This is a genomic window from Alkalihalophilus sp. As8PL (assembly GCF_040939795.1).
Taxonomy (GTDB): Bacteria; Bacillota; Bacilli; order Bacillales; family Bacillaceae_D; genus Alkalihalophilus; species Alkalihalophilus lindianensis.
Genome location: NZ_CP162551.1, coordinates 783,578 through 807,255, shown reverse-complemented (window position 1 = coordinate 807,255; position 23,678 = coordinate 783,578). Strand labels below are relative to the sequence as shown.

Sequence of the window (23,678 nt, the reverse complement as noted above, 5' to 3'; positions counted from 1 at the left end):
TGGATAAGAAGATATAAAAATATTGGGTTGAGGGGGAAACAATGCAAAATATAAAAGACACCGTAAAAGAAGTTGTCTACGCTATTATTCCATTGTCACTGGTGGTCATTGTTTTACAATTTACAATGATAGGAATGCCAATGGAGATGTTTATGCAGTTTATTATGGGAGTTATTTTTGTTTCAATAGGTTTAATCCTTTTCCTTTTAGGAGTGCATATCGGATTGCTACCTGTTGGTGAAATGATAGGCTCCGCCTTACCTAAGATGGGGAAAGCTTGGCTCGTTGTATTTTTTGGTTTTCTACTTGGCTTTGTAGCTACTGTGGCAGAACCAGATGTTCGTGTACTTGCGATCCAGGTTGATTTAGTATCTGATGGAATCATTTCGAGAAACATCTTAATTTATACGGTGGCATTAGGAGTGGCTATTTTTGTTGGTTTAGCCATGCTGAGGATTTTGTTGAATTTTCCAATTACTTATTTATTAGTTGGTGGTTATGGACTTGTATTTTTGTTAGCAGCTTTCACACCAGCTCAATTCATTCCAATTTCATTCGATGCTGGTGGTGTTACAACAGGTCCTATGACTGTACCTTTTATCCTTGCTTTAGGGGTCGGTGTTGCGTCTGTCTTAAGGGGGAAATCCGCTTCGACTGATGGGTTTGGATTAGTAGCTTTGGCTTCGATAGGACCTATTCTAGCGGTCTTAGTGTTAGGGGTGATATATGGATGAATATTAACATATTTGAAGGCTTTGGGCACGTTTTATATGAAGTGGCTTTTGCCTTAATACCACTACTTATCTTCTTCTTATTCTTTCAAATTTTTATATTGAAATTACCGATGAAAAAGTTAATGGATATTTTTAGAGGAATGTTTCTTACCTTTTGGGGGCTTGCCTTTTTCCTCCAAGGTGTTCATATTGGATTCTTACCTGCTGGTGAGATGATGGGAACAATATTAGGACAAAAGGAACATCTATGGGTGTTGATTCCTATTGGTTTTTTATTAGGTTTTGTTGCAACGTTTGCCGAACCTGCAGTACGTATTTTAAATCATGAAGTTGAAAAAGTATCAGGTGGGTATATCCCACGAAAGGTTATGCTTTATACGCTATCTATTGGTGTAGCAATATCAATTGCCTTATCGATGTTACGGATAATTGTCGGTATTCCACTATGGTACTTTATTATTCCGGGGTATCTACTTGCGTTAATCATGATTAAATTTTCTACTCGTACCTTTACAGCTATCGCATTTGATTCAGGTGGAGTAGCAACAGGACCGATGACTGTTACATTTATTGTAGCTATGTCGGTTGGTATTGCTACTGTACTAGAAGGTCGAGACCCTCTATTAGATGGATTTGGAATGATAGCATTAGTTGCTCTATCTCCTATCTTATCAGTTTTAACTCTAGGATTACTTTATGGTAGAAAGGAGAAAGGAAATGAACGAACATTTGAATCTGAGTCATAAGTTGCTTGTGACGATTGTAAAAAAAGATGTCGCCTCTAAAGTTGTAAAGGCTTCTAAAGAAGCTGGGGCTGAAGGTGGAACGATTATATATGGCAAAGGAACAGGGATTCATGAAACGAAAAAGTTCTTTGGAATCAGTGTAGAACCAGAGAAGGAACTGATCTTAACATTAGTTCCAAAAGAGAAAGTAGATAATATCCTTTTAGCTGTTGAAAAGGCTGGAAAATTAGATAAGCCAGGAAACGGAATGGGCTTTATCGTTGATGTGAAAAGAATTGCTGGAATTGTCCATCTACTCAACTTACAAAACCAAAATAGTTTTCAAGGAGGTCACAATGGAGAATAAAATTTTATATGATTTAATTGTTTCTATTGTTAATAAAGGATATTCAGAAAAGGTAGTTGAGGCTTCCAAACAGGCAGGTGCGGAAGGTGGAACAATTCTATATGGACGAGGAACAGGCATTCATGAGCAAGCGAAACTATTTAACATAGCCATTGAACCTGAAAAAGAACTTGTATTAACGTTAATTGATAGAGAAAAGACTGATGATGTTTTAGAATCTATTCTGGAAAATGCTGAATTAAATAAACCAGGTAAAGGAATAGCTTTTGTTTTAGAGGTGGAGCGTACGATTGGAATTAACCATATTCTAAATCGAATGGTAAATGAAAAAGTAGGTGAACAGGATGCCTAGAGTGGGTGAAATTTACCAAAAGATAACTTTAGCTCCAAGCACAGTGAGTACGGCTGACTCTATTAATTTGGTTAGAAAGAAAATGACCAAAGCAGAACCTGTAAATCGTTCTATTTATGTCGTTGATGAAAGTAATAAATTATTGGGTATCATTACGCTCAAAGAGCTATTAAAAGTTTTGGCGGTTCGAGGTGGGATTAGTAGTGGGGAAATCCCGACAAGAGGCAAATTGTTATGCTATATTTCGGCTAATACAACTGCAAAAGATATTATGAGGCCCCCTACTTCAGTAAAAACAACAGATAGTCTTGAGAAAGCATTAGAGATATTTGTTTCACATGGTCTTGAAGAGTTACCCGTTGTTGACGAAAATAATGTTGTAATCGGTGATTTAGATGCTTATGAATTGTTAGGAGAAATGCAGTTTAAAAGCAGTGGGAGTTAATCTTAAGAGGATAGGAGATAGATACTGGTGTAGTTTTTTATTGAGTAGAGTTAAGGTAATAGAGAAATAGTAGGGGGGATAAAAAGAATTATCATTTGAAATTCTTTATTGGAATAGTGTTGGGGATTACCTTACGTATTAGTGATCTATTTATTGGATATGAATATTTATTTAAAGACAATGTTGAACCCATAGTTGGGTCGTTTTAGTCTATATAATCATGGCAATTATTAATAGAAGTGGTTTTTTAGATAAACACAACGTTAATGTTTTTGTTGGGGGTCTATTCATAGTTGTAGGATTTGTATTTATATCCTTATTGATGTTTTTTTAACGTATTGTAATTGTATATATTTAAAGCAAGGAAGTACGATATCTATATGTACAATATATGGAAATGGATGGTATGATATTAAAAATAATAAATAAATTACATATACGATGATGAGAAGAGTAAATAAAAATGATCTTCACAGAGAGCTCCGTATGCTGAAAAGGAGTAAGACTATTTTTATTGAAGCAAGCCTCTGAGTAGTACATCGGAACCTGATCTAGGAGATGATGTAACGGGAGCTCCCGTTAAAGAGCTTGGGTATAAGCCTATAACGGCCGTACCTAAAAAGGTTAATATGGTGACATATTAATAAACTGGGGTGGCACCACGATTGTTAAATCTCGTCCTCAAGACTACACGTCTTGGGGGTGGGATTTTTTTATTGTTCATTAATAATAACTTTTAGGAGTGAGTTTGTTGAAACTAAAGCTCATACTAGAATCGTGGAAATACCCCTCTATTTTATTGCTTGGAATAGGTGTATCAAACTTAGGTGCTTGGGTCTACTTAATTGCATTAAACTTAATTGTATTCGATATGACGGGCTCTCCTCTTGCGGTAGCGGCACTTTATATACTGATTCCATTAGCCACTTTAGCCACCAATTTTTGGTCTGGTAGTATGATTGATCGATTGAATACACGAAACCTGATGATCGTTCTCGATATGTTTAGAGCCCTCTGCATATTTTCTTTGCCTTGGTTACTAGATTTATCTATTTGGTTCATGTATATAATGGTCTTTATTATTAATATGGCAACTTCAATGTTTGGCCCCGCATCGATGGTGTATATGACAAAATTAATTCCTTACGAACAAAGAAAGAAGTTTAATTCACTTAGAAGTTTAATTGATTCAGGTGCTTTTCTTCTAGGACCTGCTCTTGCGGGAGTGCTTTTTATCATGGGTACGCCTCTACTCGCCATTATAATGAACGCGATTGCATTATTCTTATCAGGTTTAATCACATTCCTTATGCCGAATGTAGATATCTCTTCACAACCTAGTAATAAGGGTGAGAAATTATCACTACCATTATTAAAGAAAGATTTTCAGGTCGTCATGCATTTTAGCAAGAAGAGTGTGTATATCATCCTGATTTACTTTTTGTTTAGTTCCGTTATGGTTATGACTGCTGCTGTCGATTCCTTGGAAGCTGCTTTTGCCAAAGAAGTGCTTCATTTATCTGATAGTGACTATGGCTTTTTAGTCAGTATGGCAGGAGCAGGTATAGTGGTTGGAGCAGTTATAAACACCGTTTTTATTAAGAAGATCACCACTTCATTTTTGATTGGATTAGGATCAACATGTGTATCGATCGGCTATATCATTTATGCTTTTTCAAATTCTTTTCTAATGGCAGCAGCTGGATTTTTTATACTTGCCTTCTTTCTTGCATTTGCAAACACAGGCTTCCTTACTTTTTATCAAAATAACATTCCTATTGATGTGATGGGGAGAATAGGTAGTTTATATGGATTAGTCGAAGCAGGACTCATTATAATTACAACTGGGATGATGGGCCTCATTGCACAGGTGATTTCGATTCAATTTGCGCTTATTGCAGGGGCAGTGATTATGTTATCCATCTCTGTAACATTAAGTGCTTTTACCTTCCAACCTTCAAAGAGTGCATATTATCAACCCACGACACTTAATAAAATTGAGTTAAACTAGATTGATCAATTATTACGTTAAGGTCCAGGAAGCTGCATATACAGCTTTCTTATGGCCTGTTATTGGTAACAAAGGGTTTAAGAGGTGGAATAGGGATGATTGGTTCTCCTGAAATAAGACCAGCTGTTATTTTGGATACACCAGTAATCTCCAGCAAAAATTTATAAACCATTATCAAGAAATAAAATGTTGCAAGTTGCAAGGTCAATGAACTAACGGGAGCGTTGGTTTAATAAGGCCAATGCACTTCTTGTTAGAGTGTGGATATAAAAATGGAAAAAGCTTAATTAAGTGACGGGAGCAATTGCTTTGTTGCATTTCAATATTTTTTTTATTATAATCGTTTCATAGCTAACGATTATGAAAATTTAAGGAGGGAGCATTATTCATTCATTTAATGAAGAAGGGAAACTACTCCCTGAAGAAGTGGACACAATTAACCTGTTAACGAAATTACCAATGGAATCATTGAATTTGGATGCAATCGCTGTTGTAACAAATATCTATCGAATTGCACAGGGATTAAAAAACAAGATGGAGCGAGAGGTTTTGTCAGAGTATGGTTTATCTTGGACATCCTTTTCATTGCTTTATGATTTATGGATAGGAAATCAAGTAGAAACCAAAAAGTTAGCAGGGTCAGCTGGAGTAACAAAGGCAACGATAAGTAATATTACAAAAACCTTGGAACGAAAGGAACTATGTTATCGGAAAGTAGACAATAGGGACAGGAGAATTACTTATGTCACAATAACCGATAAAGGTAGAAGAATTATGGAAGATTTATATCCGAAGTTCCATCAAGGTGAAGTTGAAATTGCTTCCAATCTCTCTGTAAATGAGCAGAAGAACATTTCTGCTTTATTAAGAAGAATAATAAAAGAAAATCATTTTTGAATTATTAAATAAATATTATATAAGCATGGACGGGAAATCTAGTAGTCGTTATCTCCCTGTTTTCAGAGAGTCTGTGGTTGCTGCGAATCGACACAAAGATAACACGAATTACATTCCCTGAGCTTTTCTTTGTGAGTTATAGATAGCAAAGACGGACGAACCGTTAATCGTTAAGTGGAAGAGATTAAGTCTTCAACAAGGGTGGTACCGCGTGCAAAACCACGTCCCTTCATATTAGGGATGTGGTTTTTTTATTATATTTAGGAGGAATGAAAAATGAATGAAGTAATAAAACAATTAACAGCAGAACAAGTTACAGAAGTAAAGAGACAGATGACTATCTACACGCAAGGTGTGCAAGATATTATTCCAGTGGAAGAATTAGAAATGAAAGTCGCAAAATCGGTAGTGGAAAATCGACCGCTTAAGATCAAATTAGGATTAGACCCTTCAGCTCCAGACGTACATCTTGGTCATACCGTCGTTTTAAAGAAAATGAGACAGTTTCAAGAGAATGGACATGTTATCCAATTACTGATTGGGGATTTCACTGGAAAGATCGGAGACCCAACAGGAAAGTCCGTTGCTAGAAAGCCACTAACTGATGAAGAAGTAAAACACAATGCCAAAACATACTTTGAACAGTTTGGAAAAGTGTTGGATATGGATAAAATTGAACTTCATTATAATTCAAAGTGGCTATCACAGTTAAGCTTTGAAGATGTGATTCAATTAGCAGGAAAAATAACAGTGGCAAGATTAATGGAAAGGGACGATTTTGAAGAAAGAACCGCACTTGGTAAGCCAATTTCACTGCACGAATTTTTCTACCCATTAATGCAGGGATACGATTCTGTTGTATTAGAATGTGATATTGAACTTGGCGGAACAGACCAGCATTTTAATATTCTAATGGGGAGACATTTCCAAGAGAAGTCTGGTAAAGAAAAACAAGTAGCCATGCTAATGCCATTATTGGAAGGACTTGATGGTGTAGAAAAGATGTCTAAATCAAAGAAAAATTACATTGGTATTGATGAAAGTCCTCAAGAAATGTACGGAAAATCGATGTCGATTCCAGATGAATTAATGAATAAATACTTTGAACTTATTACTGACTTCTCACCAGAACAAATGGCAACTATAAAAAGAGACCTAGAATTAGGTGCACTACATCCGAGAGATGCTAAAATGTTCTTAGGAAAAACAATTGTAAGAATGTATCACGGGGAAGAAGCGGCTGAAGAAGCGGAGCAGCATTTCGTCGCAGTCTTTCAACAGGGGCAAATACCTGATGAGATGCCAGTGATTGAATGGAAGGGTAATAAGGAAATGCCAATAATTGAATTTTTAGTTGAGTTGCAAATGTTAAGTTCTAAAAGTGAGGCTCGACGAATGATTGATAATAAAGGTATAAAATTAAATGGAGAAAAAATAGAAGATACAGGATTCAAAGTTACTATTACCGATGGATTAGTTGTACAAGTTGGGAAACGCAAATTTATAAAGGTGAAATTGTAAAGATGTTAAAAGGTGTAACTAAATTTTGTTACACCTTTTTATTACATTCAGTTCAACTACGGGGAAGAATGTATAACAAGAATTGTATTAATTCTACTTTTATATACATATCCTACAAATCTGAACGAATTTTATGGGGTCGTTTAATGAACAAACTAAAATCAACCTATGCAGCAATGCTTTTACAGAAAGCAAAGCTGCACAGATCAGCAAATAACTACTCATATTCTAAACCATCATCAACCTCTCTTCACTTTATAATGCAATTCGACGAACTGATTAAAGGTCTGTACGCCTTCTAAAGAGAGGTTCAATTTATAATTTCCATTAATAAAAAGCGGAATACCTGACCCAATAATCTTTGGTGCTACAGTGATGATAATTTCATCGACCAAGTCTTTTTCGATACAAGTGGTCACTAGCTGCCCGCCACCTAATAGCCATATGTTCTTTCCTTGTTGTTTTTTTAAATTTTGCACGAAAGCTTCTACATCTTGATTGATAAAGTGTGTATGATCATTATCCTCGATTATAGATCGTGTGAAGACGAAACTATGTTTATCCTTATAGGGGTATTCATCTATACTGTCTGCATGCATGATCCAATCATATGTCTTTCTTCCCATTAAGACCGTATCGACGGTGTTATAAAAATCTGAAATCCCATTATCTCCTTCTCCCTCTACCTCAAATAGCCAATCTAATCTTTCTTCTTCTGTAGCAATGTACCCATCTAGACTTGTCGCAATAAATAAGACAACGTTTCTCTCTTTACTCATATCTTTCACCTCTTCTATCAGTATAAGTTGATTATAGAATGTTAATACGACAACCGATGTCATATTTAAGTGATAAAATCGGATATACTAATCAACGAGGTGATTCGATGCGTGCTGAACGATTACTAAATATCATATTCCTCCTGCAAAATAGAGATATTGTAACAACGGAAAGATTAGCTGACGAGCTGAATGTCTCGCGCAGAACCATTCTTAGGGATATGGATGCATTAAGTTTAGCTGGAATCCCAGTCTATGCACAAAGAGGCAAGCATGGAGGATGGACGATATTAGAGAGCTTTAAGACCAATCTATCTCATTTGAAGCCAGAAGAGGTTCATGCACTGATCGCTTCTCCATCAGATAAATTATTAAAAGACTTAGGCATCAACAAAGGAACCATTGATGTTCGAGAAAAACTTCTCTCTTCTTTACCGAAGAGCGACACAGTTAAAACAAGGATCTTTTGGGAAAGGGTCTACATAGATACAGGGACGTGGAGAGAATCTCGCGAGGATACCACGTACTTAGAGATCGTACAACAAGCAGTTCTTGAAAATAGGAAGTTAACCATTGTTTATAAGAAAATGAATGATCAAGTGAGTGAGAGAACGATTGAACCATTAGGCTTAGTCGCTAAAAGTAACAAGTGGTACCTAATCGCCAAACATGAGGACCAGTTTCGTAACTATAGGGTATCACGAATCGTATCTGCTACTATTTTAGATGAAGTCTTTAAAAGGCCGACCAATTTTCATTTAATCAACTACTGGGAAAAGTCCAAGACAGACTTTATTAGTCGGTTACCAGAGTATGACGTTGAAGTAGAAGTGAGGTCTACAATGATCCCCCGCATGACGTTTACATCCAAATTCATTCATTCCATAGATACCAAACAGAGCTCTAAAGAAGAGTGGACTCACGTGTCGTTAACGTTCAATGACAAACAAGAAGCGGTTGAATATATTTTAGGATTTGGCAACCAAATCAGAGTGATTACACCAGAGAATTTGATAAAAGAAATCTTAGAGTCAGCGCAAGCCGTTATTCGTTTGTATGAGTCTTTTTAATAAAGAAACTATGGCTGCTTCGTTTCCCAAAAATACTCTCGACTAATTTATGGAATTTTATGTTAAGATAATCAAGCGTGAAATAGTCGGTTTAGTAATTGTAGCGCATCGTGCTTTGCTTTAAAAAAGGCAAGGTGATTTCGTTTGTTAAAAGGAGAATGGAAGTGTCACAAAGTAAATTACATAAAATGAATGTCTTTATTAAGATATTCATTCATTTAAGCTTTATCATCTACGCATTAAACGTTTTACAGCAGGTATTTGGCCCTCTCCATATACCCCCTATGTCTGAGACTTTTTGGAATTGGGAGTGGAATGTGCAACTGATCCCCTTTTATTTTGTCGGTGATTTATTTGCTCAGTATCATACAAATGGTAGTTGGTTCTTTTGGAACGCAGTTAAATTGTCTTTTTACAATATGCTACTGTTAGTACCGCTAGGAGTTTATCTGTCGATATATAAAGTGAGCAGCATGAAAAAAGCAGCTGCTATTATTTTTGTAGTTAGTTTTGGATTGGAGATATCACAACTGGTATTAAGTTACTCAGGTGTAATCATTGCACGAACGTTTAATGTTGATGACTTGATCTTAAATACTGTTGGTGGTGTAATTGGGTACTTTATTTTTAAGCAACTTAAATTGTTTTATAGAAGCTTTCATTTTAAGAAACAACATGTAAATGGCTAGGCCAGGCTTCAAAGTTTGTAAGGGTTCTTCTTTCTATGATTTTTATCGTTTTCTACCGTGGCTTCATTCTTCTATTGCTTTTTTGCGGGTGGAGTACTATTTTTGGATTAGAATATTGATGAAGAGATAAAGTAATTCCCATCATAAAACGTACGTAGTACTAATAGACTTTTCAAGGTGTGAAGAAAGCACGGTAGCATAGAGTAATGTGAGAGGGTGAAGTACATGAATGAACAAGTAGGACAATCCACGGATTTAGCAGTAGAGGCGAAGGGGCTTGTCAAAGTATTTGGTGACCATCGTGCAGTTGATGGTGTTGATTTATCGATTCCAAGAGGTACGGTCTATGGCTTTCTAGGACCGAATGGGGCAGGGAAAACAACGACGATTCGCATGCTTGCCACATTACTTCAACCGGATGAGGGGACAGCACGTATTTTTGGTCATGATCTGGTTAAAGAAACAGATGCCGTCAAAAGTCGCATCAGCCTGACGGGCCAATATGCGTCGATTGATGAAGATCTAACTGGCGTTGAGAACCTCGTGATGATTGCGAGGTTAATGGGTTATTCAAAAAAAGAGGCGAAAGGGAGAGCGAATGAATTACTAAGTGCCTTCAGCCTCGAAGAAGCATCAAAACGACAAGTGAAAACCTACTCAGGGGGCATGCGTCGCCGTATTGATATTGCTGCAAGTATCGTGGTGACACCAGAGCTTCTATTCCTGGATGAACCAACAACCGGATTAGACCCGCGCAGCCGCAATCAAGTGTGGGACATTGTCCGCGCTTTGGTGAATGCAGGTACGACGGTGTTACTGACGACGCAATATTTAGAGGAAGCCGATCAATTAGCTGATAGAATTGCGGTGATTAATAAAGGAAAGATTATTGCCGAAGGAACGAGCAATGATTTAAAGGCTTCTGTTGGTACAGGAACATTGAATGTATCGCTCCTTGATCCCGAAGATCGACCAAGAGCGATTGACCTTCTCACACAAAAGCTTAAGGTAGCCGTTTCTCCTGCTGGCGATGCTGCTTCTCTTACCGCGCAAGTGGCTGATGCAACGTTTGCAGCTGAGGCCCTTGGAGAATTAGCAAAAGAGAAAATTGGTGTCCATAACTTCTCACTTGGTCAGCCTAGTCTTGATGAGGTATTCCTGACGTTAACGGATCAGTCAGTAGATGACGCACAAGCAAGTGAGGAGGCACGATGATGACTAATCAACCAACAGAGACAAAAGAACAAAACGGTGCAGATGCTAAGTTACTTGATGCTATTGCCTCGAGTAAGCGCCCGGATCGCCCGAGTGCCTTATCTTCATCCCTTACATTTGCCTCAAGGGCCATGCTTCGGATTAAACATATCCCTGAGCAGCTATTTGATGTGACTGTTTTTCCGATTATTTTTCTATTGATGTTTACGTATTTATTTGGTGGAGCGATTGCGGGCTCGACGAGTGAGTATTTGCAATTCCTCCTTCCAGGTATTCTCGTCATGACTGTTTCACAAATTACGATGTACACAGGGCTCGACTTGAACAATGATATTCGAAAAGGGATATTTGATCGTTTTCGGACGTTACCGATTTGGCTCCCATCTGCATTAGTTGGCGCATTACTCGTTGATGCTGTTCGTTACTCGATAGCATCAGCGATTATGATTGGACTTGGTCTTCTGCTCGGGTTTCGACCAGATGGTGGGTTTATCGGAGTCATTGAAGCAGTAGCCTTAATCTTATTTTTCTGCTTTAGCTTATCATGGATCTGGACGACGCTTGGCATCATCATGCGTTCAGAAAAGTCATTGATGATGGTCAGCATGATGGTACTTTTTCCGCTCACATTCGTTAGTAATGTGTTCGTTAACCCGGAGACGCTGCCAGGCTGGCTGGAGAAATTCGTGGATGTTAACCCGATCTCGCTTCTTGTTACAGCTGTTCGTGGATTGATGCATGGTACAGCAACACTTGAACAAATTGGTTGGGTGCTCTTTGTCTCCATTCTGATCATGGCAATCTTCGCACCACTTACGATGTATTTATACCGTAAGAAATAATTTTGACTGAGCTTAACGACTAGTTGTCGTTAAGCTTTATTTACGTACCAGTTGCAAAAGAAAGGAGTGAAATGTGGGAAATAAACCCATATATAGGCTGAATTATGGTAGGGTAATAATGGGAGAAACCGAGAGTAGGTTGTTATAGGAAACTTCTTTTACAAGGAGGGTATGGATGGAAACTACCCATGATAAATTTATTTTATCTATCATATGCATTATCTTCCCTATTATCGGGATTGTCTTACTTCTTTTTTGCTTGGGGATAAGGATAAAGAAAAGAAGAAAATGGGATTAAGATGCTTATTGATGTCAATTGCTTCTTTACCCATATGGATGTTAATTGCTATTACGCTAAAATACATTACATAAATGAAGAGTGGTTAGTCAGGAGTATGAACTTTAAGAAAAGGATGATTACATATGAAGAAGGTGCAACAATTTTGGAATGAGTTTTGCGTCGCGCATCAAAAGCAAGGGATCAAGTACAAGGATGCTTTTCAATTTGGAGCTTCAGCTGATGAGTTAGCGAGCTTAGTAGTGAATGGAGAGAAGAGAGCCACCACGTCAGGCTTCTTATTTTATGAATTAGAAAGAGAAGCGCTCCCTCAAGCGGGGGAATATTATATTATATTAAATGGCCAAAATGAGCCAGTTGCTGTTATTCAAATTCAATCGGTTGAGGTACTCCCGATGAATGAAGTAACTGAGGAATTCGCTTTAGCAGAAGGTGAAGGAGATTATCAATACTGGTGGGATGCACACGAAGCATTCTTTACTACGTTATTAAAAGAATACGATAAAGCCTTTTCACCAAATATGCTCGTTGTATGTGAACGGTTTGAGAAAGTATATCCAGAATGAGTGGATGAAATAGACGGAGACTCCTGCAGGATGATAAAGCCAGGGGTGAGACCCCACAGTGCCATAGCACAAGGAGGCTCACCGGCTTCCTGCAGAAAGCGAAGTCTATTTCAGGAATGGCTTATTTCCGCATCTATTATTATTCGGATTTTCATTTAGTTAAACCTCTTAGATATGTCTCAGCCTCTTTTTTATTTTTTTATACGGTTAGTTTGATCCCTACGTGTGAAAGTGCTTGTTGTAAGTTCCCAAAGAACGACACATGATCTAAACGCTGGTTGTCTTTAATTGCTTTTCTTGCTAAATCTGGTCTCATTCCTGTAAATAGAGCCTCGATCCCTAATAATTTCATCGCATCAACGAGGTTCAAGAGATAAAAGAATTCTCTCTCTACATTTGTAATACCAGAGAGGTCAATGATCAAATGATTTAATTGTAGTTTGTGAGCTTCTTTGATGATCATGGTTGAAATGTAGTCTCCGCGTTCTTCGCTGATTTCTCCGATCAATGGCAGAATCGCAACTCCTTGGAGAAGCGGTACGATAGGTGCTGATAATTTTAAAATTTGTTGATAAGAATCATCCAAGTCAATGACGTATGTTAATAGGGTAGCTAAACTCTTGAAGAGCTTAATATCCTTTTCATTAAAATTGTAAGGGTTATTATCCATACCACAAAGAGTTCCAAACTTCTTGCCATTTTTAAGGTAAATAGGCGCGCCAATTAAGGACCCTCCCCCAAATGCTTTGGTAACATCCATATCTTTTGTAAGCTCATGCTCATTTAGATCTGGGATAACGAGTGGTTCACGACCACCCAATACAATATGTATTCAATAGGAATCTTGAAAGTCAATTTGAAATCCTTTTTCTAAAAGAATTTTATTTCGATTCTCAACTGATAGAATATCAACTGTAATACCATCATTTTTAGCTATAAAAAAAGTATTAATCCCAATACTATCTTTTAATAATTGAAAGACTGCTTCTGATGCTTCGTTCAAACTCTTATGATCGATCATATCCATAAACTTCTCTCCTCTGCAATATTTTCTTGAACCATAAACCTAAATTTATGAAGTGTAACGTACCTTTTTAACATATAAAATACACGGCGGTAAAAATACCTATTACCAGCATATCACCTATAGCATGGATTTACTGATGAAAAGCATTAAAGGATCGGAAATAAAACAAATAAAATCTTTGGATTTATGGAAAATGATTGAATTTATGTTAAAGATATAATAAAATATTGAATAATCTTATAGTGATTTGATGATGAAGAGAGTAGTTATGTAGCATTTTTAAGCGAGTCAGGGATGGTGTGAGCCTGTAAATACGTACATAATGAACCGCACTTCTGAGAAATGTACTTGAACTGATTAGTAGAGTACATCGGGGGAGAACCTCGTTATCAAAGTGAGTGGATCGTGTTTCGGTCAAACAGAGTGGTACCGCGGGATTTTAGTTATCTCGTCTCTTATAAGAGGCGGGATTTTTTGTATTGAAAAAGGATGGGGGAATGAAAATGTTGATTAGAAAAGCAGTTATGAAAGACATAACAGACATCCAAAAAGTAGCGAAAGAAACCTGGAACGATACGTATGAGGGAATCATACCAAGAGTCATTCAAGATCGGTTTATCGCAAGTGCCTATTCAGATGAGAATTTGGAACGGAGAATAACGAAATCCCTTTTTTTAGTTGCCACTGTAAATGATAGCGTAATAGGTTTTGCCAACTTCTTTTCTAAACAAACGGAAGCTGTATTAGGAGCGATTTATATTGATCCAAGTGAACATGGAAAAGGGATTGGCAGTGAACTTCTATTTACAGGTATTAAGGAACTTAATGGCATTACGAGAGTGCTGGTGGAAGTAGAGACTGGAAACGAAGGCGGAGTGGCTTTTTATCAAGCAAAAGGCTTTTATTTCGTGGAAGAATATGACGATCATTTCGATGGTCATGTTCTTAAAACGAAGAGAATGGCGTTAGATTTGTAACAAATTGAATCAATTACAGGGGGATAAAATGGATAAATCGATCGATCAAGGTGGTTATAGGAATGGTTACGAAGAGAGGGTCCTAAATACTAAGGCTGTCATCTCTCTGGTTTTAGGATGTGTGTCATTACTACTTATACTCTTAACCCTAATTGGTTTAGTAATCGCTATAATAGGCTTTTTCGTGAGTTATGTTAGTTTAAAGGAAATACACAAAACTAATCAACAAGGCTATGGATTAGCAGTTGCGGGATTAACATGTAATACATTAGCCATTATCATCCCTTTACTTATGCTCATCGTGTCTCTTCTGTTTTTCACACCAGCAGAAATGAGAATGTTTTAGAAAAGAGAAGATAAAGCTTTGATACAAAGGGGAGCGCATATGTGGACTCGAAAACTCATTGATACTAAAAGAGGAACATTCGAAGTGTTTGAGAAAGGAGTAGGGGAGCCATTATGTGTGACTCATTTATATAGTGCATATGATAAACGTGGGAATACATTTGCGGATCCATTTACTTCAGACTACCAAGTATTTTTAGTTAATCTTCGTGGCTGTGGTCATTCAGACAAAGCGGAACATGAAGGTCAATATAGTATGAATGAAGCTGTAAAGGATTTAGAAGCCATCCGCTGCACGTTAAGACTAGATTATTGGGGCTTTGCCGGCCATTCAACCGGAGGAATGCTGGCACTAAAGTATGCAATAAAATCTCCTGCTGCACTGACAAAACTGATTGCAGGAGGAACGTCAGCTAGTAAAGACTTTAGCGAAGACAGTAACAGCATATATTGTAAGGAAAATCCTAACTACCCTCGCATCGTGGAGATTATGAATGAATTAAAGCACCCTTCCACATCAGTTGAAGTGCGCAAACAGCTTGGGCTTGAATGGAGTAAGATGTCCTTTTTTTCAGAAGAAAAACTTAGGCAGTCATTGAAATGGCCGAATAGTGGCAAGACTATGGGTGCCCGCTTAGATTACTTTATAACGAAAGAGAACCCTACATATGATGTGAGGGATTCGCTAAAAAACGTATCAATACCGAGTTTTATTTATGCTGGTAGATATGATGCCCAATGTCCATTTCAATATGGGGTAGAGATTGCTCATTTAATCCCAAATGCAACTCTTACAGTATTTGAAGAAAGCAATCATTATCCTTATGTAGAAGAGCCTGAAAAATTCCAGGCCTTTGTTAAAGCGACTTTACTGTGAATTAAATGAAGTTAGGAGAAAGTAAAGGTGGAATAAATGAGTATAATCTTATTTTTAGTTATTCATATAATAGTAGCGATAGTTCTGATCAATTTTTACAGTAAATTACCTAAAATGATTACAACATTTACTTTTACTTTTGTAGGTATGAGTTTTATATATGTGGGAGCCGTATTTTTGAATTCATTTTTATAACATACGGGGGGTTATATGAAAACATATTTAGCCTTATTTATCTTCATTTTTTTATTAGTAGGTTGTTCTACGGAAGAGAAAAGAGTACTCGATAGGTTAAAGCCAGAAGAAGAAAATAAATTTAGTGTACATGTTTTTTTGGATGAAACAACTTTAGAAGAATACCAACATCGTATTGTCAATATATTTGAGGAGCACTCCTTATTGGGAGATAAAATAACCTTACATGGTTTTATTATTCTAAATGAAAATACAACTCATGATGTAGATTATAAAGAGGTTTTTGATTTAGATAGATTACCTGATATAATTGTATTTAACAAAGATGGTATTGTATTTCGAACGTATGAAGTTGAGGAGTTGAAGGCTTTTTTCCTCAGGGGGAAAGAATAGTCTAAAAGAAAAATATTAATTTCTAAGGTAAGTGCAGATCTTGTTATTCTATCGAAGCAGGTTGATACAAGAGTCTATAGTAGAAAAAGCCGTTCTTATTTTGAACAGCTTTTCCACTTTTTCAAATAGATTGTTAGTGACCATGACCGTGGTGATGGTTGTGATCAGTATGATCATGGTCTGATGAGTAACCTCTTAACTCATCATACATTTTAATTTGTTCATTTGTTAATACATCCATCATGTCGATATGTGCATTTAAATGAACACTTCTTAATTTACCATCTAGGTTAGAAATTTGATTTGTCATATTATCCACATCGTTTTTTGTAATCGTCTTTGCTCTAAAGGCATTTTCAAGTTGAAGTTCTAAATTGACGATTTGCTCTCCAATCTTTTGTGCTTCTTCTTTCATCCCATTATAGAGTTCTTCTGTTTTCTCCTTTTGTTCCTCGGACAAAGATAGCTCTAAAGCTAATTCAAGAGTATGAAGGGGTCCAGGGTAGCTATTTAATTCAGCAGATAGTGCATACCCAGCTCCTGCTCCATCAAGTAGTGCTTGAATTCTTCCTTCTGGTAGGGCTTTAATTTCTTGATCTGTTAACTCTACGTAAGGACTTGTTACAGCTTCCATCTCGTTTGAACTTTCTTCTTCCGTTGATGAAAAACATCCTGCTAGAGCAAATGGAATTAGCAAGGATAACATTATTATAGTTCTATTCATATTCTACATCTCTCCTACTCGTTTGTTGGGGTAATAGCATGGATAAGTAATTCCAGCCCAACAATAACTTCTTTATGCCTATTTTCAGGTATATTAGCTAATATACTATTAAACTTTTCTATACGAGAAGTTTCCAAGCGTTGTGCTACTTTTAGTCCCTTTTCACTTAATCTTAGTATTTTCATTCGTTGGTCTTTTGGACTCGTTTCACGGTTTACCCATTCTTTTTTCTCCAATTGTTGAACTAAACGACTTACGGTACTTTTCTCTAAATTTAGTATTTGCGTTAAATTGAATTGTGTAACTTCTCCTCTTAACTGAATTTCCATAATTGTATGCGCTTCAGATATAGAAATAGGCTGTCCACAAGGAGTTTGGCCAGGTTGATGGAGTCCAAGAGAACGTATGAGCTTTATCATCTGATTGTGAAAATCATTTTTATCCAGTACAATCCCCCCTTAAATATTAGTTGCATAATACAACTAGTTGCATTTGTTGTCAATAAAAAGAGCCATTCAAAAAAGAACTTTATAAAGCAGCAGAAAGGAAGATATTGTACTAACGGGAGTGTTGATTTAATAAAAGTCAGCGTACTTTTTTTATGCTAACGTGGTAGAAAAGTTGAATAAGAACATCTCCTATATACAAAAAACTCACTTTGAGAATATCATAATATAGTTAAAATTTACTTACGGTTTGGATTAAGATAGCATGGAAGTATTAAGAGGATTATTAATAATGGGGGGACTCAAATGGATACAGAAATAAGTTTTAGAATAGCATCTGAACAAGATTTAGAAAGTATTGTTGCGATGCTTGCGGATGATGTTTTGGGTAGTAAACGAGAGCGATATGAACATCCACTTCCTGATTGTTACATAAAAGCATTGGAGGCAATTTCATCGGATCCTAATAACGAGTTAATTGTTGCTTGCCACAGCAATGAAGTGATTGGCGTACAACAAATTACTTTTACTCCTTATATCACCCATCAAGGTGGATGGAGAGCTACGATCGAAGGAGTGAGAACGTCAACTTCTGTACGAGGAATGGGTGTAGGTACTGAACTTATAAAATATGCCATTCAACGTGCAAAAGAGCGTGGTTGTCATATAGTGCAGCTAACAACTGATAAAGAAAGAGCTGATGCGTTAAGATTTTATGAACGATTAGGTTTTAAAGCAACACATGAAGGCTTAAAGCTAAAGTTATAATAATGATTGCTTCAACTAAAAAGGTGCTTTTCTTCAACAGGACAACTTAAACGACATCTACAATCAGGCGCATTTCTTTAAAAAAGAATGCGTCAATTTTCTTCTAAGGACCAAATAGTGAAAGAAGATTATTATATCCATTTAAGCAAATTAGCTGTTTCACTTCTTAAACGAACGGGGGAGCTAGCTTAAGAATTTCGGGTTCTAATGAAAACACATTGACATAATTCTGAATTTTCTATATATTAAATAACTAAGTTAATAGTTTGCGTGGAGATTTTGAGAAGCTCATTGAATACTGCCTAGAAGTCTGGCAGTTATTTTGTGAGCTTTTTTTATGCAAACTATGAATTTCAACTATTTTGGAAGGGGATTTTATATGTTCAAACATTCTTTTACACTCATTTTTGTAATCGTTTTCTTTTTTGTGTTGCCAGATCATTTTAAAGCAGAGGTTTCTACAGAAACATTTTTACTAGAACAAGGAACACCACCTCCAGGAGCAAACCTTAAAAATTGTGAACCAACTTTAGACAAGCCTAACCCGGTCATTCTTGTCCCAGGTACGTTTGAGAGAAGTGCGCAGAATTGGCTCACTCTTTCACCTGAGCTTGCTAAGAAAGGATATTGTGTCTATGCAATCAATTACGGGTTAACTCATGCGGGACCATCTACTGGGGATATTGCAGAGTCTGCTAAAGAGCTAAAAGAATTTGTAGATAATGTTTTACACTTAACTGGTGCAAAAAAAGTAGATATTATTGGACATAGCCAAGGCGGGATGATGCCGAGATATTACTTGAAGTTTTTAGGTGGAGATAAATATGTGGAGAACTTGATTGCTTTTGTTCCTTCTAATCATGGAACGACGGGATTTTTTGGCTTAGAAAAGGTCAATTCGGGAGTTGCTGATACTACTTCTTGTAAAGCTTGCCAACAACAACTTATTGGATCAGAGTTCCTAGATGAACTGAATAAAGGGAATGAAACACCAGGAAATGTCTCATACACTGTCATTACTACAAAAAAAGATCAAGTCGTGATTCCATATACATCTGCATTCCTTGACGGTCCTGAAGTACAAGTATCGAATATTACGATCCAAGATCATTACCCATTAAATCTTGTTGGCCATCAAGGTATTGTGTACGATCGATTATCATTTGCTTTTGTTTTTGATGCGCTGGCACACCAAGGTCCTGCAAACCCCGATCGGGTAGTAAGATAGAGTTGAGTAAAAGAAATATGCTCTTAAATGTAGTCACCTAAATAAACAAAGAGAGTTGGAGTTGAGAAAAATGGAAAATGTCGTAATCACGGCTGTTTTATCATCGAAGCCGGGTATGGAAGAGAGCCTTTATAAGGTACTGCAAAAAGTTGTAGAACCCTCACGTAATGAAGAGGGGTGCATGACCTATCAATTGCATCAATCTCTAGATGATGTGGGCACTTTCATTTTCTACGAGATTTGGAAAAATGAAGAAGCGGTGCAATCTCATATTATGTCTGAACACTACAAAGCATACCGGGAGCAAGCAGAAAGCCTAATAGAAACACGGCATGTTTATCGTATGAAGATGGTGTAACCCATTTGGCCCTGTATTAAGTACTACAGGGTTTTTGACATTTCATTTAAACAACTATTTTTTGTGATTTGTTCAATTATTCTCATTGAAGGAACGGGTGCTTCTTGAAAGTTACTGATAAATAGAGTATAGTTCTAATTAATTATTGAGAGGAGGGTTATTAAAAATGATGCATGCAGGAAGATTACGCCAGCAATCTTTGAACAATCAGTAATTTAATATGTTCAAAGGCTCTGTTTTCATTAACGGAGTAAACGGGAGTAGTCTGCACATTTTTAATAATCTTCAACGGGAAAGTATACACTTTTTTCGTAAGTTTTTTCATTCGTATAAAGGGATACGTCTATTTGTAATAGCCTCGTTTACTCTTAACCACAGAGAAGCATGTCTGTGGTTTTTTTGTGATTACATTCCTTTATAGAACATTTTAGGAAGTGTGAAAGAGGATAGAACATATTTGGAGGGAAAGAAAATGAATACACTTGAAATGAAACAATTAGCACATAAAAAAGGACTACACATATTAGAGGAAACAATAAACATCAATGAGTCTGGTGTTGACTTTAGGGTCGCACATTCCAAGGATCAAGACGGGGATAAATGGATACTCAGGGTTCCGCGTAGACCAGAATCTATGAGACATGCCCTACAAGAGAAAAATGCATTAGATATCATTAACAACTATGCAAGTTTCGAAGTTCCCGATTGGTCGATCTTCTCGGAAAACTTAATTGCTTATAAGCAGCTAAGTGGTGTGCCTGCCGCTACGATTGACGTTGAACAACAAGGCTATGTTTGGAGCATGGATGAAACCAATGTTCCACCTGAATATTATGATTCATTAGGGAAAGCTCTAGCTGAATTACACTCATTACCTCAACAAGAATTCAAAATGATCGGTGTTGAAATTATTAGTGCTAGTGAATTAAGAGCCTCGATGAAACAGCGAATGGAAAGAGTGAAAGGAAGATACGAAATCAACCCACATTTATGGGAACGCTGGCAAGCTTGGTTAGCTGATGACTCTCTTTGGCCGAATCATGTTGGCCTAAGGCATGGAGATTTACATCCTGGTCATATTTTGATTGATGAGGCCAATCATGTTACAGGCTTAATTGATTGGACTGAAGTAGGGATTGGTGATGTATCCGTAGACTTCATGTCGCATCAGCTACTCTTTGGAAAAGATGGTCTTACAAAGCTAATCGATGCGTATGACAATGGTGGGGGGAAGACGTGGTCAAGAATGGATGAGCATATTGTTGAACTTCTAACAACAAGTGGCATCACTGTTGCTGAATACGCCGAAGCTTCATGTTTGAAAGACATGCATGAAGCAGCTACACATATGCTTGCAAGTGAGGGTTAATGAACGTGACTAGTCGTTAAGATATGCGAACATATTGAGTTCTACTATTGAGTTTCTGTTAGTGAAATAAGAAAAGAAAATATGAGTTATAACGCACGTTTTTAAAAATAATAGGTCTGAACATGCTAGCACTTGGGTAGAGGGGAGGAAGGAGGTTGTTTATAATGGCAGATAGAGATTCTCACCAGGGTATGGATGAATTATTAAGACAACTAGAAGGTGACTATATAAAAGCCGTCAAGGACAATGAAAGCACCACCGTAGAAAGTTTTATTGAGGAATTTTTGTATGATTCTTGGGATTATAATGAGGAGAATATAGAAAACATCAAGAGTGTAATGAGTCGTTATTCAAATGGAAAAATTCATCAAGGGACATTCAGCAAATCTTTCAATAAGATGCTCAAGCATCTGAAATTGAAATTGGAACAACTTGATTCAGACATGGAATATCCTGTTCTTCACTCCAACAATGGTGCAGCATTGTTAGTCGCTTTTGTAGACGGTTTGGTTATCCAGTATTATATAGGCGTGTATGACGTCAACCAGTTAAGAGAAATGACTCCATCCATAAAAAGGGTCATTCTTCAAGCTTTGAAAACAGAAGGTACTGAATAAGATGAACTAATTTAACCATTATTTTAGGTGGGACAAAGAAGATGAAAAGCGTTTGGAGGCCTCCAAACGCTTTTTTTGAATTTCACGGGCATTTAAAGAGTATTACATTAGTTGATCACCATCCAAATTGAATGGAATTTATGTTAAAATCAACCAATAGAAAAAGGTGCAAATAAGAGATTAAGAGGAGTGATAATGTGAAAAAGACCTTCCGAATGACGTATGATGGTCACCAAATTGAAGTGAAGAATCGTTGGTTTAACGGTGAAAAGCTTTATGTAGACGGCCAATTACAAGATGAAAACCTCGGGCTGGCACTAAGAGCTACATTAACAGGTGAGCTAACAAATCAAAGTGGTGAAAGAAAAAAGGTCAAAGTGGCGATCGGCGGCTTTTTTAGAATCCATTGTAAGATCTTTATTGATAATAAGTTGATTTTTTCTGAGGAGAGATAAATAAGATAATGGAGTTGTTTTTTGATTTGTGGGCTGATTGTTGATCTTGCTCCAAGCCAGTTTAAGGTGGGAGAGAAACATGAGGGAGGTGCTTTATGAACATTAGGAAAGCTCAACTAAATGATGCATACGGAATAGCTAAAGTACACGTAGACAGCTGGAAAAGTACATACAAAGGTATTATTCCAAACGAATATTTAAATAAGCTTTCTTATGAAAGCAGTTGTGGATGCATAACATGACTCAAGGTAGCGTCTTTATCGCAGAAAATAATGGTGTAGTTGTCGGTTTTGCTAATGGTGGAAGAGAAAGAAGTGGTAAGTATAAGAGTTTTGATGGAGAATTATATTCCATTTATCTCCTAGACGAATATCAAGGTATGGGATTTGGGAAGCAGTTATTTATGGCTGTAGTAGAAGAATTAAAGAGGCTCCAATTTAATTCATTTCTCGTATTAGTTCTAAAAGATAATCAGGCTAGGTCCTTTTACGAATCAATGGGAGCAAGACATGTGGACTCGATTGAAGTTGATATTGCCGGAAAGAAACTTACTGAACTTGTGTATGGGTGGGAGCATATTAATGGACACATCTAAAATCTGAACCATTTCGTTAGCCTAAGGAGGACACCCAATGAATCTAGGAATGCCAATTGCAAAAGGAAATACGGCAGAAATTTATCTTTATCAAAATAAGATTGTGAAAGTCTTCAATGATCATTTGCCTGATGGAGAATCCTCTTATGAAGCTAGCAAACAAATGTATGCTCATTCTTGCGGACTGCCTGTACCTGAAGTATATGATGTCAGCACGATAAACGGAAGGCAAGCGATTGTCATGGAGTTTGTGAAGGGCAGAACGTTGGGTGAGATGTTATTGGAGGATAGAGATCAAGCAGAATATTATATGGAACTATCCGTGGATATCCAACGAAACATTCATCACATCGTAGCTGATTCGTTTGATCAAATGGCTATGAAGTTAAGTCGCCAAATTGAGTCAGCTCCTCAATTGGATTGGAAATATAAATCTGCTTTAGTTCAGAAATTAAGTAGGCGCACATCTGAGAATCATTTGTGTCACGGAGATTTTCATTTGTTCAATATAATGATGACAGAGACAAACGAAGTGAAGATTATTGATTGGGTCGATTCTAGTGCAGGGGATATCCGTGCTGATGTCTATCGCTCGTACTTGTTGTATATCCAATATGATCAGGAATTAGCGGAAATGTACTTACGTCTCTATTGTAAGAAAAGTGGATTCACTAGAGAAGAAATCATCGAATGGGCGCCTATCATTGCAGGGGCAAGATTGTCTGAAAATGTATTGTCGGAAAAGAATGAACGGCTGATGGAGATTGTGAAACGTCATTGTCTTTTGAAATAG

At 36.9% G+C, this 23,678-nt stretch carries 30 protein-coding genes and 3 other annotated features; of the genes, 25 read left to right on the top strand and 5 right to left on the bottom strand.

The features are described from left to right. Positions 1 to 41: 41 nt before the first annotated feature. The 8 genes from AB3N04_RS05645 (at position 42) to tyrS (ending at position 7,052) form a co-directional block, all read left to right on the top strand. Positions 42 to 734 carry a DUF1538 domain-containing protein gene (locus AB3N04_RS05645; protein WP_368505131.1) on the top strand — a complete coding sequence of 231 codons (693 nt, stop codon included), beginning with the start codon at positions 42 to 44 and terminating at the stop codon, positions 732 to 734. Then, the gene (locus tag AB3N04_RS05640) at positions 731 to 1,480 is read left to right on the top strand and encodes a DUF1538 domain-containing protein (protein ID WP_368505130.1); all 750 of its coding nucleotides are present in this window, start codon (positions 731 to 733) and stop codon (positions 1,478 to 1,480) included. Before AB3N04_RS05645 ends, AB3N04_RS05640 begins: the two co-directional genes overlap by 4 nt. Further along, entirely contained in the window at positions 1,452 to 1,826 is a 375-nt protein-coding gene (locus AB3N04_RS05635) for a P-II family nitrogen regulator (RefSeq protein WP_368505129.1), read from the top strand. The genes AB3N04_RS05640 and AB3N04_RS05635 overlap by 29 nt, the downstream gene beginning before the upstream one ends. Beyond that, positions 1,816 to 2,178, top strand: coding sequence for a P-II family nitrogen regulator (locus AB3N04_RS05630; RefSeq protein WP_368505128.1), 363 nt, complete (start codon positions 1,816 to 1,818; stop codon positions 2,176 to 2,178). Before AB3N04_RS05635 ends, AB3N04_RS05630 begins: the two co-directional genes overlap by 11 nt. Position 2,179: 1 nt before the next feature. After that, complete coding sequence (locus tag AB3N04_RS05625) at positions 2,180 to 2,623, top strand: CBS domain-containing protein (protein WP_368505127.1); 444 nt, start codon at positions 2,180 to 2,182, stop codon at positions 2,621 to 2,623. Between the two features lie 432 nt (positions 2,624 to 3,055). Beyond that, positions 3,056 to 3,309: a binding site (T-box leader), on the top strand. A gap of 62 nt (positions 3,310 to 3,371) precedes the next feature. Beyond that, positions 3,372 to 4,634 carry an MFS transporter gene (locus AB3N04_RS05620; protein WP_368505126.1) on the top strand — a complete coding sequence of 421 codons (1,263 nt, stop codon included), beginning with the start codon at positions 3,372 to 3,374 and terminating at the stop codon, positions 4,632 to 4,634. Positions 4,635 to 5,093: 459 nt separating this feature from the next. Beyond that, a complete protein-coding gene (locus AB3N04_RS05615) occupies positions 5,094 to 5,531 on the top strand; it encodes a MarR family winged helix-turn-helix transcriptional regulator (RefSeq protein ID WP_368505125.1) in 438 nt (145 codons plus the stop codon). 17 nt (positions 5,532 to 5,548) lie between these two features. Next, positions 5,549 to 5,763 (top strand) — a binding site (T-box leader). 44 nt (positions 5,764 to 5,807) lie between these two features. Then, the gene (tyrS, locus tag AB3N04_RS05610; protein WP_368505124.1) at positions 5,808 to 7,052 is read left to right on the top strand and encodes a tyrosine--tRNA ligase; all 1,245 of its coding nucleotides are present in this window, start codon (positions 5,808 to 5,810) and stop codon (positions 7,050 to 7,052) included. 239 nt (positions 7,053 to 7,291) lie between these two features. Here tyrS and AB3N04_RS05605 read toward each other — a convergent pair whose 3' ends face one another. Continuing rightward, positions 7,292 to 7,831 (bottom strand): dihydrofolate reductase family protein, encoded by a 540-nt coding sequence (locus AB3N04_RS05605; protein WP_368505123.1) that lies wholly within the window; start codon positions 7,829 to 7,831, stop codon positions 7,292 to 7,294. Between the two features lie 38 nt (positions 7,832 to 7,869). On the opposite strand from AB3N04_RS05605, the gene AB3N04_RS05600 reads away from it, so the two are divergent. From AB3N04_RS05600 to AB3N04_RS05580, 5 genes are all read left to right on the top strand, one after another. Next, entirely contained in the window at positions 7,870 to 8,901 is a 1,032-nt protein-coding gene (locus AB3N04_RS05600) for a helix-turn-helix transcriptional regulator (protein WP_368505122.1), read from the top strand. Positions 8,902 to 9,065: 164 nt separating this feature from the next. Next, complete coding sequence (locus AB3N04_RS05595) at positions 9,066 to 9,590, top strand: VanZ family protein (RefSeq protein WP_368505121.1); 525 nt, start codon at positions 9,066 to 9,068, stop codon at positions 9,588 to 9,590. A gap of 225 nt (positions 9,591 to 9,815) precedes the next feature. Then, positions 9,816 to 10,805, top strand: coding sequence for an ATP-binding cassette domain-containing protein (locus AB3N04_RS05590; RefSeq protein ID WP_368505120.1), 990 nt, complete (start codon positions 9,816 to 9,818; stop codon positions 10,803 to 10,805). After that, on the top strand, positions 10,805 to 11,647 hold the full coding sequence (locus tag AB3N04_RS05585) for an ABC transporter permease (protein WP_368505996.1): 843 nt from the start codon (positions 10,805 to 10,807) through the stop codon (positions 11,645 to 11,647). Before AB3N04_RS05590 ends, AB3N04_RS05585 begins: the two co-directional genes overlap by 1 nt. 423 nt (positions 11,648 to 12,070) lie before the next feature. Continuing rightward, complete coding sequence (locus tag AB3N04_RS05580) at positions 12,071 to 12,511, top strand: ASCH domain-containing protein (RefSeq protein WP_368505119.1); 441 nt, start codon at positions 12,071 to 12,073, stop codon at positions 12,509 to 12,511. 199 nt (positions 12,512 to 12,710) lie between these two features. On the opposite strand, the gene AB3N04_RS05575 is transcribed toward AB3N04_RS05580, so the two are convergent. Continuing rightward, complete coding sequence (locus AB3N04_RS05575; protein ID WP_368505118.1) at positions 12,711 to 13,331, bottom strand: GAF domain-containing protein; 621 nt, start codon at positions 13,329 to 13,331, stop codon at positions 12,711 to 12,713. Between the two features lie 12 nt (positions 13,332 to 13,343). After that, the gene (locus AB3N04_RS05570; RefSeq protein ID WP_368505117.1) at positions 13,344 to 13,538 is read right to left on the bottom strand and encodes a hypothetical protein; all 195 of its coding nucleotides are present in this window, start codon (positions 13,536 to 13,538) and stop codon (positions 13,344 to 13,346) included. Between the two features lie 241 nt (positions 13,539 to 13,779). After that, positions 13,780 to 13,997: a binding site (T-box leader), on the top strand. Positions 13,998 to 14,035: 38 nt separating this feature from the next. Here AB3N04_RS05570 and AB3N04_RS05565 point away from each other — a divergent pair. The 4 genes from AB3N04_RS05565 (at position 14,036) to AB3N04_RS05550 (ending at position 16,325) form a co-directional block, all read left to right on the top strand. Continuing rightward, complete coding sequence (locus tag AB3N04_RS05565) at positions 14,036 to 14,515, top strand: N-acetyltransferase family protein (RefSeq protein WP_368505116.1); 480 nt, start codon at positions 14,036 to 14,038, stop codon at positions 14,513 to 14,515. 28 nt (positions 14,516 to 14,543) lie between these two features. Continuing rightward, a complete protein-coding gene (locus AB3N04_RS05560) occupies positions 14,544 to 14,861 on the top strand; it encodes a DUF4190 domain-containing protein (protein ID WP_368505115.1) in 318 nt (105 codons plus the stop codon). Between the two features lie 39 nt (positions 14,862 to 14,900). Continuing rightward, entirely contained in the window at positions 14,901 to 15,737 is an 837-nt protein-coding gene (locus tag AB3N04_RS05555) for an alpha/beta fold hydrolase (protein WP_368505114.1), read from the top strand. 210 nt (positions 15,738 to 15,947) lie between these two features. Then, positions 15,948 to 16,325: a hypothetical protein gene (locus tag AB3N04_RS05550; RefSeq protein WP_368505113.1), complete on the top strand. Its 378-nt coding sequence runs from the start codon at positions 15,948 to 15,950 to the stop codon at positions 16,323 to 16,325. Positions 16,326 to 16,458: 133 nt separating this feature from the next. Here AB3N04_RS05550 and AB3N04_RS05545 read toward each other — a convergent pair whose 3' ends face one another. Both AB3N04_RS05545 and AB3N04_RS05540 read right to left on the bottom strand, forming a co-directional pair. Beyond that, entirely contained in the window at positions 16,459 to 17,049 is a 591-nt protein-coding gene (locus AB3N04_RS05545) for a Spy/CpxP family protein refolding chaperone (protein ID WP_368505112.1), read from the bottom strand. Positions 17,050 to 17,063: 14 nt separating this feature from the next. Beyond that, positions 17,064 to 17,378 (bottom strand): MarR family winged helix-turn-helix transcriptional regulator, encoded by a 315-nt coding sequence (locus AB3N04_RS05540; RefSeq protein WP_368505111.1) that lies wholly within the window; start codon positions 17,376 to 17,378, stop codon positions 17,064 to 17,066. A 423-nt stretch (positions 17,379 to 17,801) separates the two neighbouring features. Here AB3N04_RS05540 and AB3N04_RS05535 point away from each other — a divergent pair, with 423 nt between their 5' ends. The 8 genes from AB3N04_RS05535 (at position 17,802) to AB3N04_RS05500 (ending at position 23,678) form a co-directional block, all read left to right on the top strand. Next, entirely contained in the window at positions 17,802 to 18,263 is a 462-nt protein-coding gene (locus AB3N04_RS05535; RefSeq protein WP_368505110.1) for a GNAT family N-acetyltransferase, read from the top strand. Positions 18,264 to 18,642: 379 nt separating this feature from the next. Beyond that, positions 18,643 to 19,491 carry an esterase/lipase family protein gene (locus tag AB3N04_RS05530; RefSeq protein WP_368505109.1) on the top strand — a complete coding sequence of 283 codons (849 nt, stop codon included), beginning with the start codon at positions 18,643 to 18,645 and terminating at the stop codon, positions 19,489 to 19,491. Between the two features lie 70 nt (positions 19,492 to 19,561). Next, positions 19,562 to 19,849 carry a putative quinol monooxygenase gene (locus AB3N04_RS05525; protein ID WP_368505108.1) on the top strand — a complete coding sequence of 96 codons (288 nt, stop codon included), beginning with the start codon at positions 19,562 to 19,564 and terminating at the stop codon, positions 19,847 to 19,849. Between the two features lie 472 nt (positions 19,850 to 20,321). Beyond that, complete coding sequence (locus tag AB3N04_RS05520; RefSeq protein WP_368505107.1) at positions 20,322 to 21,218, top strand: macrolide 2'-phosphotransferase; 897 nt, start codon at positions 20,322 to 20,324, stop codon at positions 21,216 to 21,218. A 164-nt stretch (positions 21,219 to 21,382) separates the two neighbouring features. Continuing rightward, positions 21,383 to 21,835 (top strand): hypothetical protein, encoded by a 453-nt coding sequence (locus tag AB3N04_RS05515; protein WP_368505106.1) that lies wholly within the window; start codon positions 21,383 to 21,385, stop codon positions 21,833 to 21,835. Positions 21,836 to 22,032: 197 nt separating this feature from the next. Beyond that, the gene (locus tag AB3N04_RS05510; RefSeq protein ID WP_368505105.1) at positions 22,033 to 22,290 is read left to right on the top strand and encodes a hypothetical protein; all 258 of its coding nucleotides are present in this window, start codon (positions 22,033 to 22,035) and stop codon (positions 22,288 to 22,290) included. A 238-nt stretch (positions 22,291 to 22,528) separates the two neighbouring features. Further along, positions 22,529 to 22,885 carry an N-acetyltransferase family protein gene (locus AB3N04_RS05505; RefSeq protein ID WP_368505104.1) on the top strand — a complete coding sequence of 119 codons (357 nt, stop codon included), beginning with the start codon at positions 22,529 to 22,531 and terminating at the stop codon, positions 22,883 to 22,885. 37 nt (positions 22,886 to 22,922) lie between these two features. Further along, positions 22,923 to 23,678: a phosphotransferase family protein gene (locus AB3N04_RS05500; RefSeq protein ID WP_368505103.1), complete on the top strand. Its 756-nt coding sequence runs from the start codon at positions 22,923 to 22,925 to the stop codon at positions 23,676 to 23,678.

Excerpts from the sequence above, each read along its gene's own strand:
- tyrS (WP_368505124.1), top strand. The coding sequence starts at position 5,808 with ATGAATGAAGTAATAAAACAATTAACAGCAGAACAAGTTACAGAAGTA.
- AB3N04_RS05590 (WP_368505120.1), top strand. The coding sequence starts at position 9,816 with ATGAATGAACAAGTAGGACAATCCACGGATTTAGCAGTAGAGGCGAAG.
- AB3N04_RS05545 (WP_368505112.1), bottom strand. The coding sequence starts at position 17,049 with ATGAATAGAACTATAATAATGTTATCCTTGCTAATTCCATTTGCTCTA.
- AB3N04_RS05615 (WP_368505125.1), top strand. The coding sequence starts at position 5,094 with ATGGAATCATTGAATTTGGATGCAATCGCTGTTGTAACAAATATCTAT.
- AB3N04_RS05570 (WP_368505117.1), bottom strand. The coding sequence starts at position 13,538 with ATGGATATGATCGATCATAAGAGTTTGAACGAAGCATCAGAAGCAGTC.
- AB3N04_RS05500 (WP_368505103.1), top strand. The coding sequence starts at position 22,923 with ATGAATCTAGGAATGCCAATTGCAAAAGGAAATACGGCAGAAATTTAT.
- AB3N04_RS05645 (WP_368505131.1), top strand. The coding sequence starts at position 42 with ATGCAAAATATAAAAGACACCGTAAAAGAAGTTGTCTACGCTATTATT.
- AB3N04_RS05525 (WP_368505108.1), top strand. The coding sequence starts at position 19,562 with ATGGAAAATGTCGTAATCACGGCTGTTTTATCATCGAAGCCGGGTATG.
- AB3N04_RS05630 (WP_368505128.1), top strand. The coding sequence starts at position 1,816 with ATGGAGAATAAAATTTTATATGATTTAATTGTTTCTATTGTTAATAAA.
- AB3N04_RS05555 (WP_368505114.1), top strand. The coding sequence starts at position 14,901 with ATGTGGACTCGAAAACTCATTGATACTAAAAGAGGAACATTCGAAGTG.
- AB3N04_RS05520 (WP_368505107.1), top strand. The coding sequence starts at position 20,322 with ATGAATACACTTGAAATGAAACAATTAGCACATAAAAAAGGACTACAC.
- AB3N04_RS05635 (WP_368505129.1), top strand. The coding sequence starts at position 1,452 with ATGAACGAACATTTGAATCTGAGTCATAAGTTGCTTGTGACGATTGTA.
- AB3N04_RS05540 (WP_368505111.1), bottom strand. The coding sequence starts at position 17,378 with ATGGAAATTCAGTTAAGAGGAGAAGTTACACAATTCAATTTAACGCAA.
- AB3N04_RS05565 (WP_368505116.1), top strand. The coding sequence starts at position 14,036 with ATGAAAATGTTGATTAGAAAAGCAGTTATGAAAGACATAACAGACATC.
- AB3N04_RS05530 (WP_368505109.1), top strand. The coding sequence starts at position 18,643 with ATGTTCAAACATTCTTTTACACTCATTTTTGTAATCGTTTTCTTTTTT.
- AB3N04_RS05580 (WP_368505119.1), top strand. The coding sequence starts at position 12,071 with ATGAAGAAGGTGCAACAATTTTGGAATGAGTTTTGCGTCGCGCATCAA.
- AB3N04_RS05505 (WP_368505104.1), top strand. The coding sequence starts at position 22,529 with ATGACTCAAGGTAGCGTCTTTATCGCAGAAAATAATGGTGTAGTTGTC.
- AB3N04_RS05515 (WP_368505106.1), top strand. The coding sequence starts at position 21,383 with ATGGCAGATAGAGATTCTCACCAGGGTATGGATGAATTATTAAGACAA.
- AB3N04_RS05600 (WP_368505122.1), top strand. The coding sequence starts at position 7,870 with ATGTTAATACGACAACCGATGTCATATTTAAGTGATAAAATCGGATAT.
- AB3N04_RS05550 (WP_368505113.1), top strand. The coding sequence starts at position 15,948 with ATGAAAACATATTTAGCCTTATTTATCTTCATTTTTTTATTAGTAGGT.
- AB3N04_RS05535 (WP_368505110.1), top strand. The coding sequence starts at position 17,802 with ATGGATACAGAAATAAGTTTTAGAATAGCATCTGAACAAGATTTAGAA.
- AB3N04_RS05560 (WP_368505115.1), top strand. The coding sequence starts at position 14,544 with ATGGATAAATCGATCGATCAAGGTGGTTATAGGAATGGTTACGAAGAG.
- AB3N04_RS05640 (WP_368505130.1), top strand. The coding sequence starts at position 731 with ATGAATATTAACATATTTGAAGGCTTTGGGCACGTTTTATATGAAGTG.
- AB3N04_RS05605 (WP_368505123.1), bottom strand. The coding sequence starts at position 7,831 with ATGAGTAAAGAGAGAAACGTTGTCTTATTTATTGCGACAAGTCTAGAT.
- AB3N04_RS05585 (WP_368505996.1), top strand. The coding sequence starts at position 10,805 with ATGACTAATCAACCAACAGAGACAAAAGAACAAAACGGTGCAGATGCT.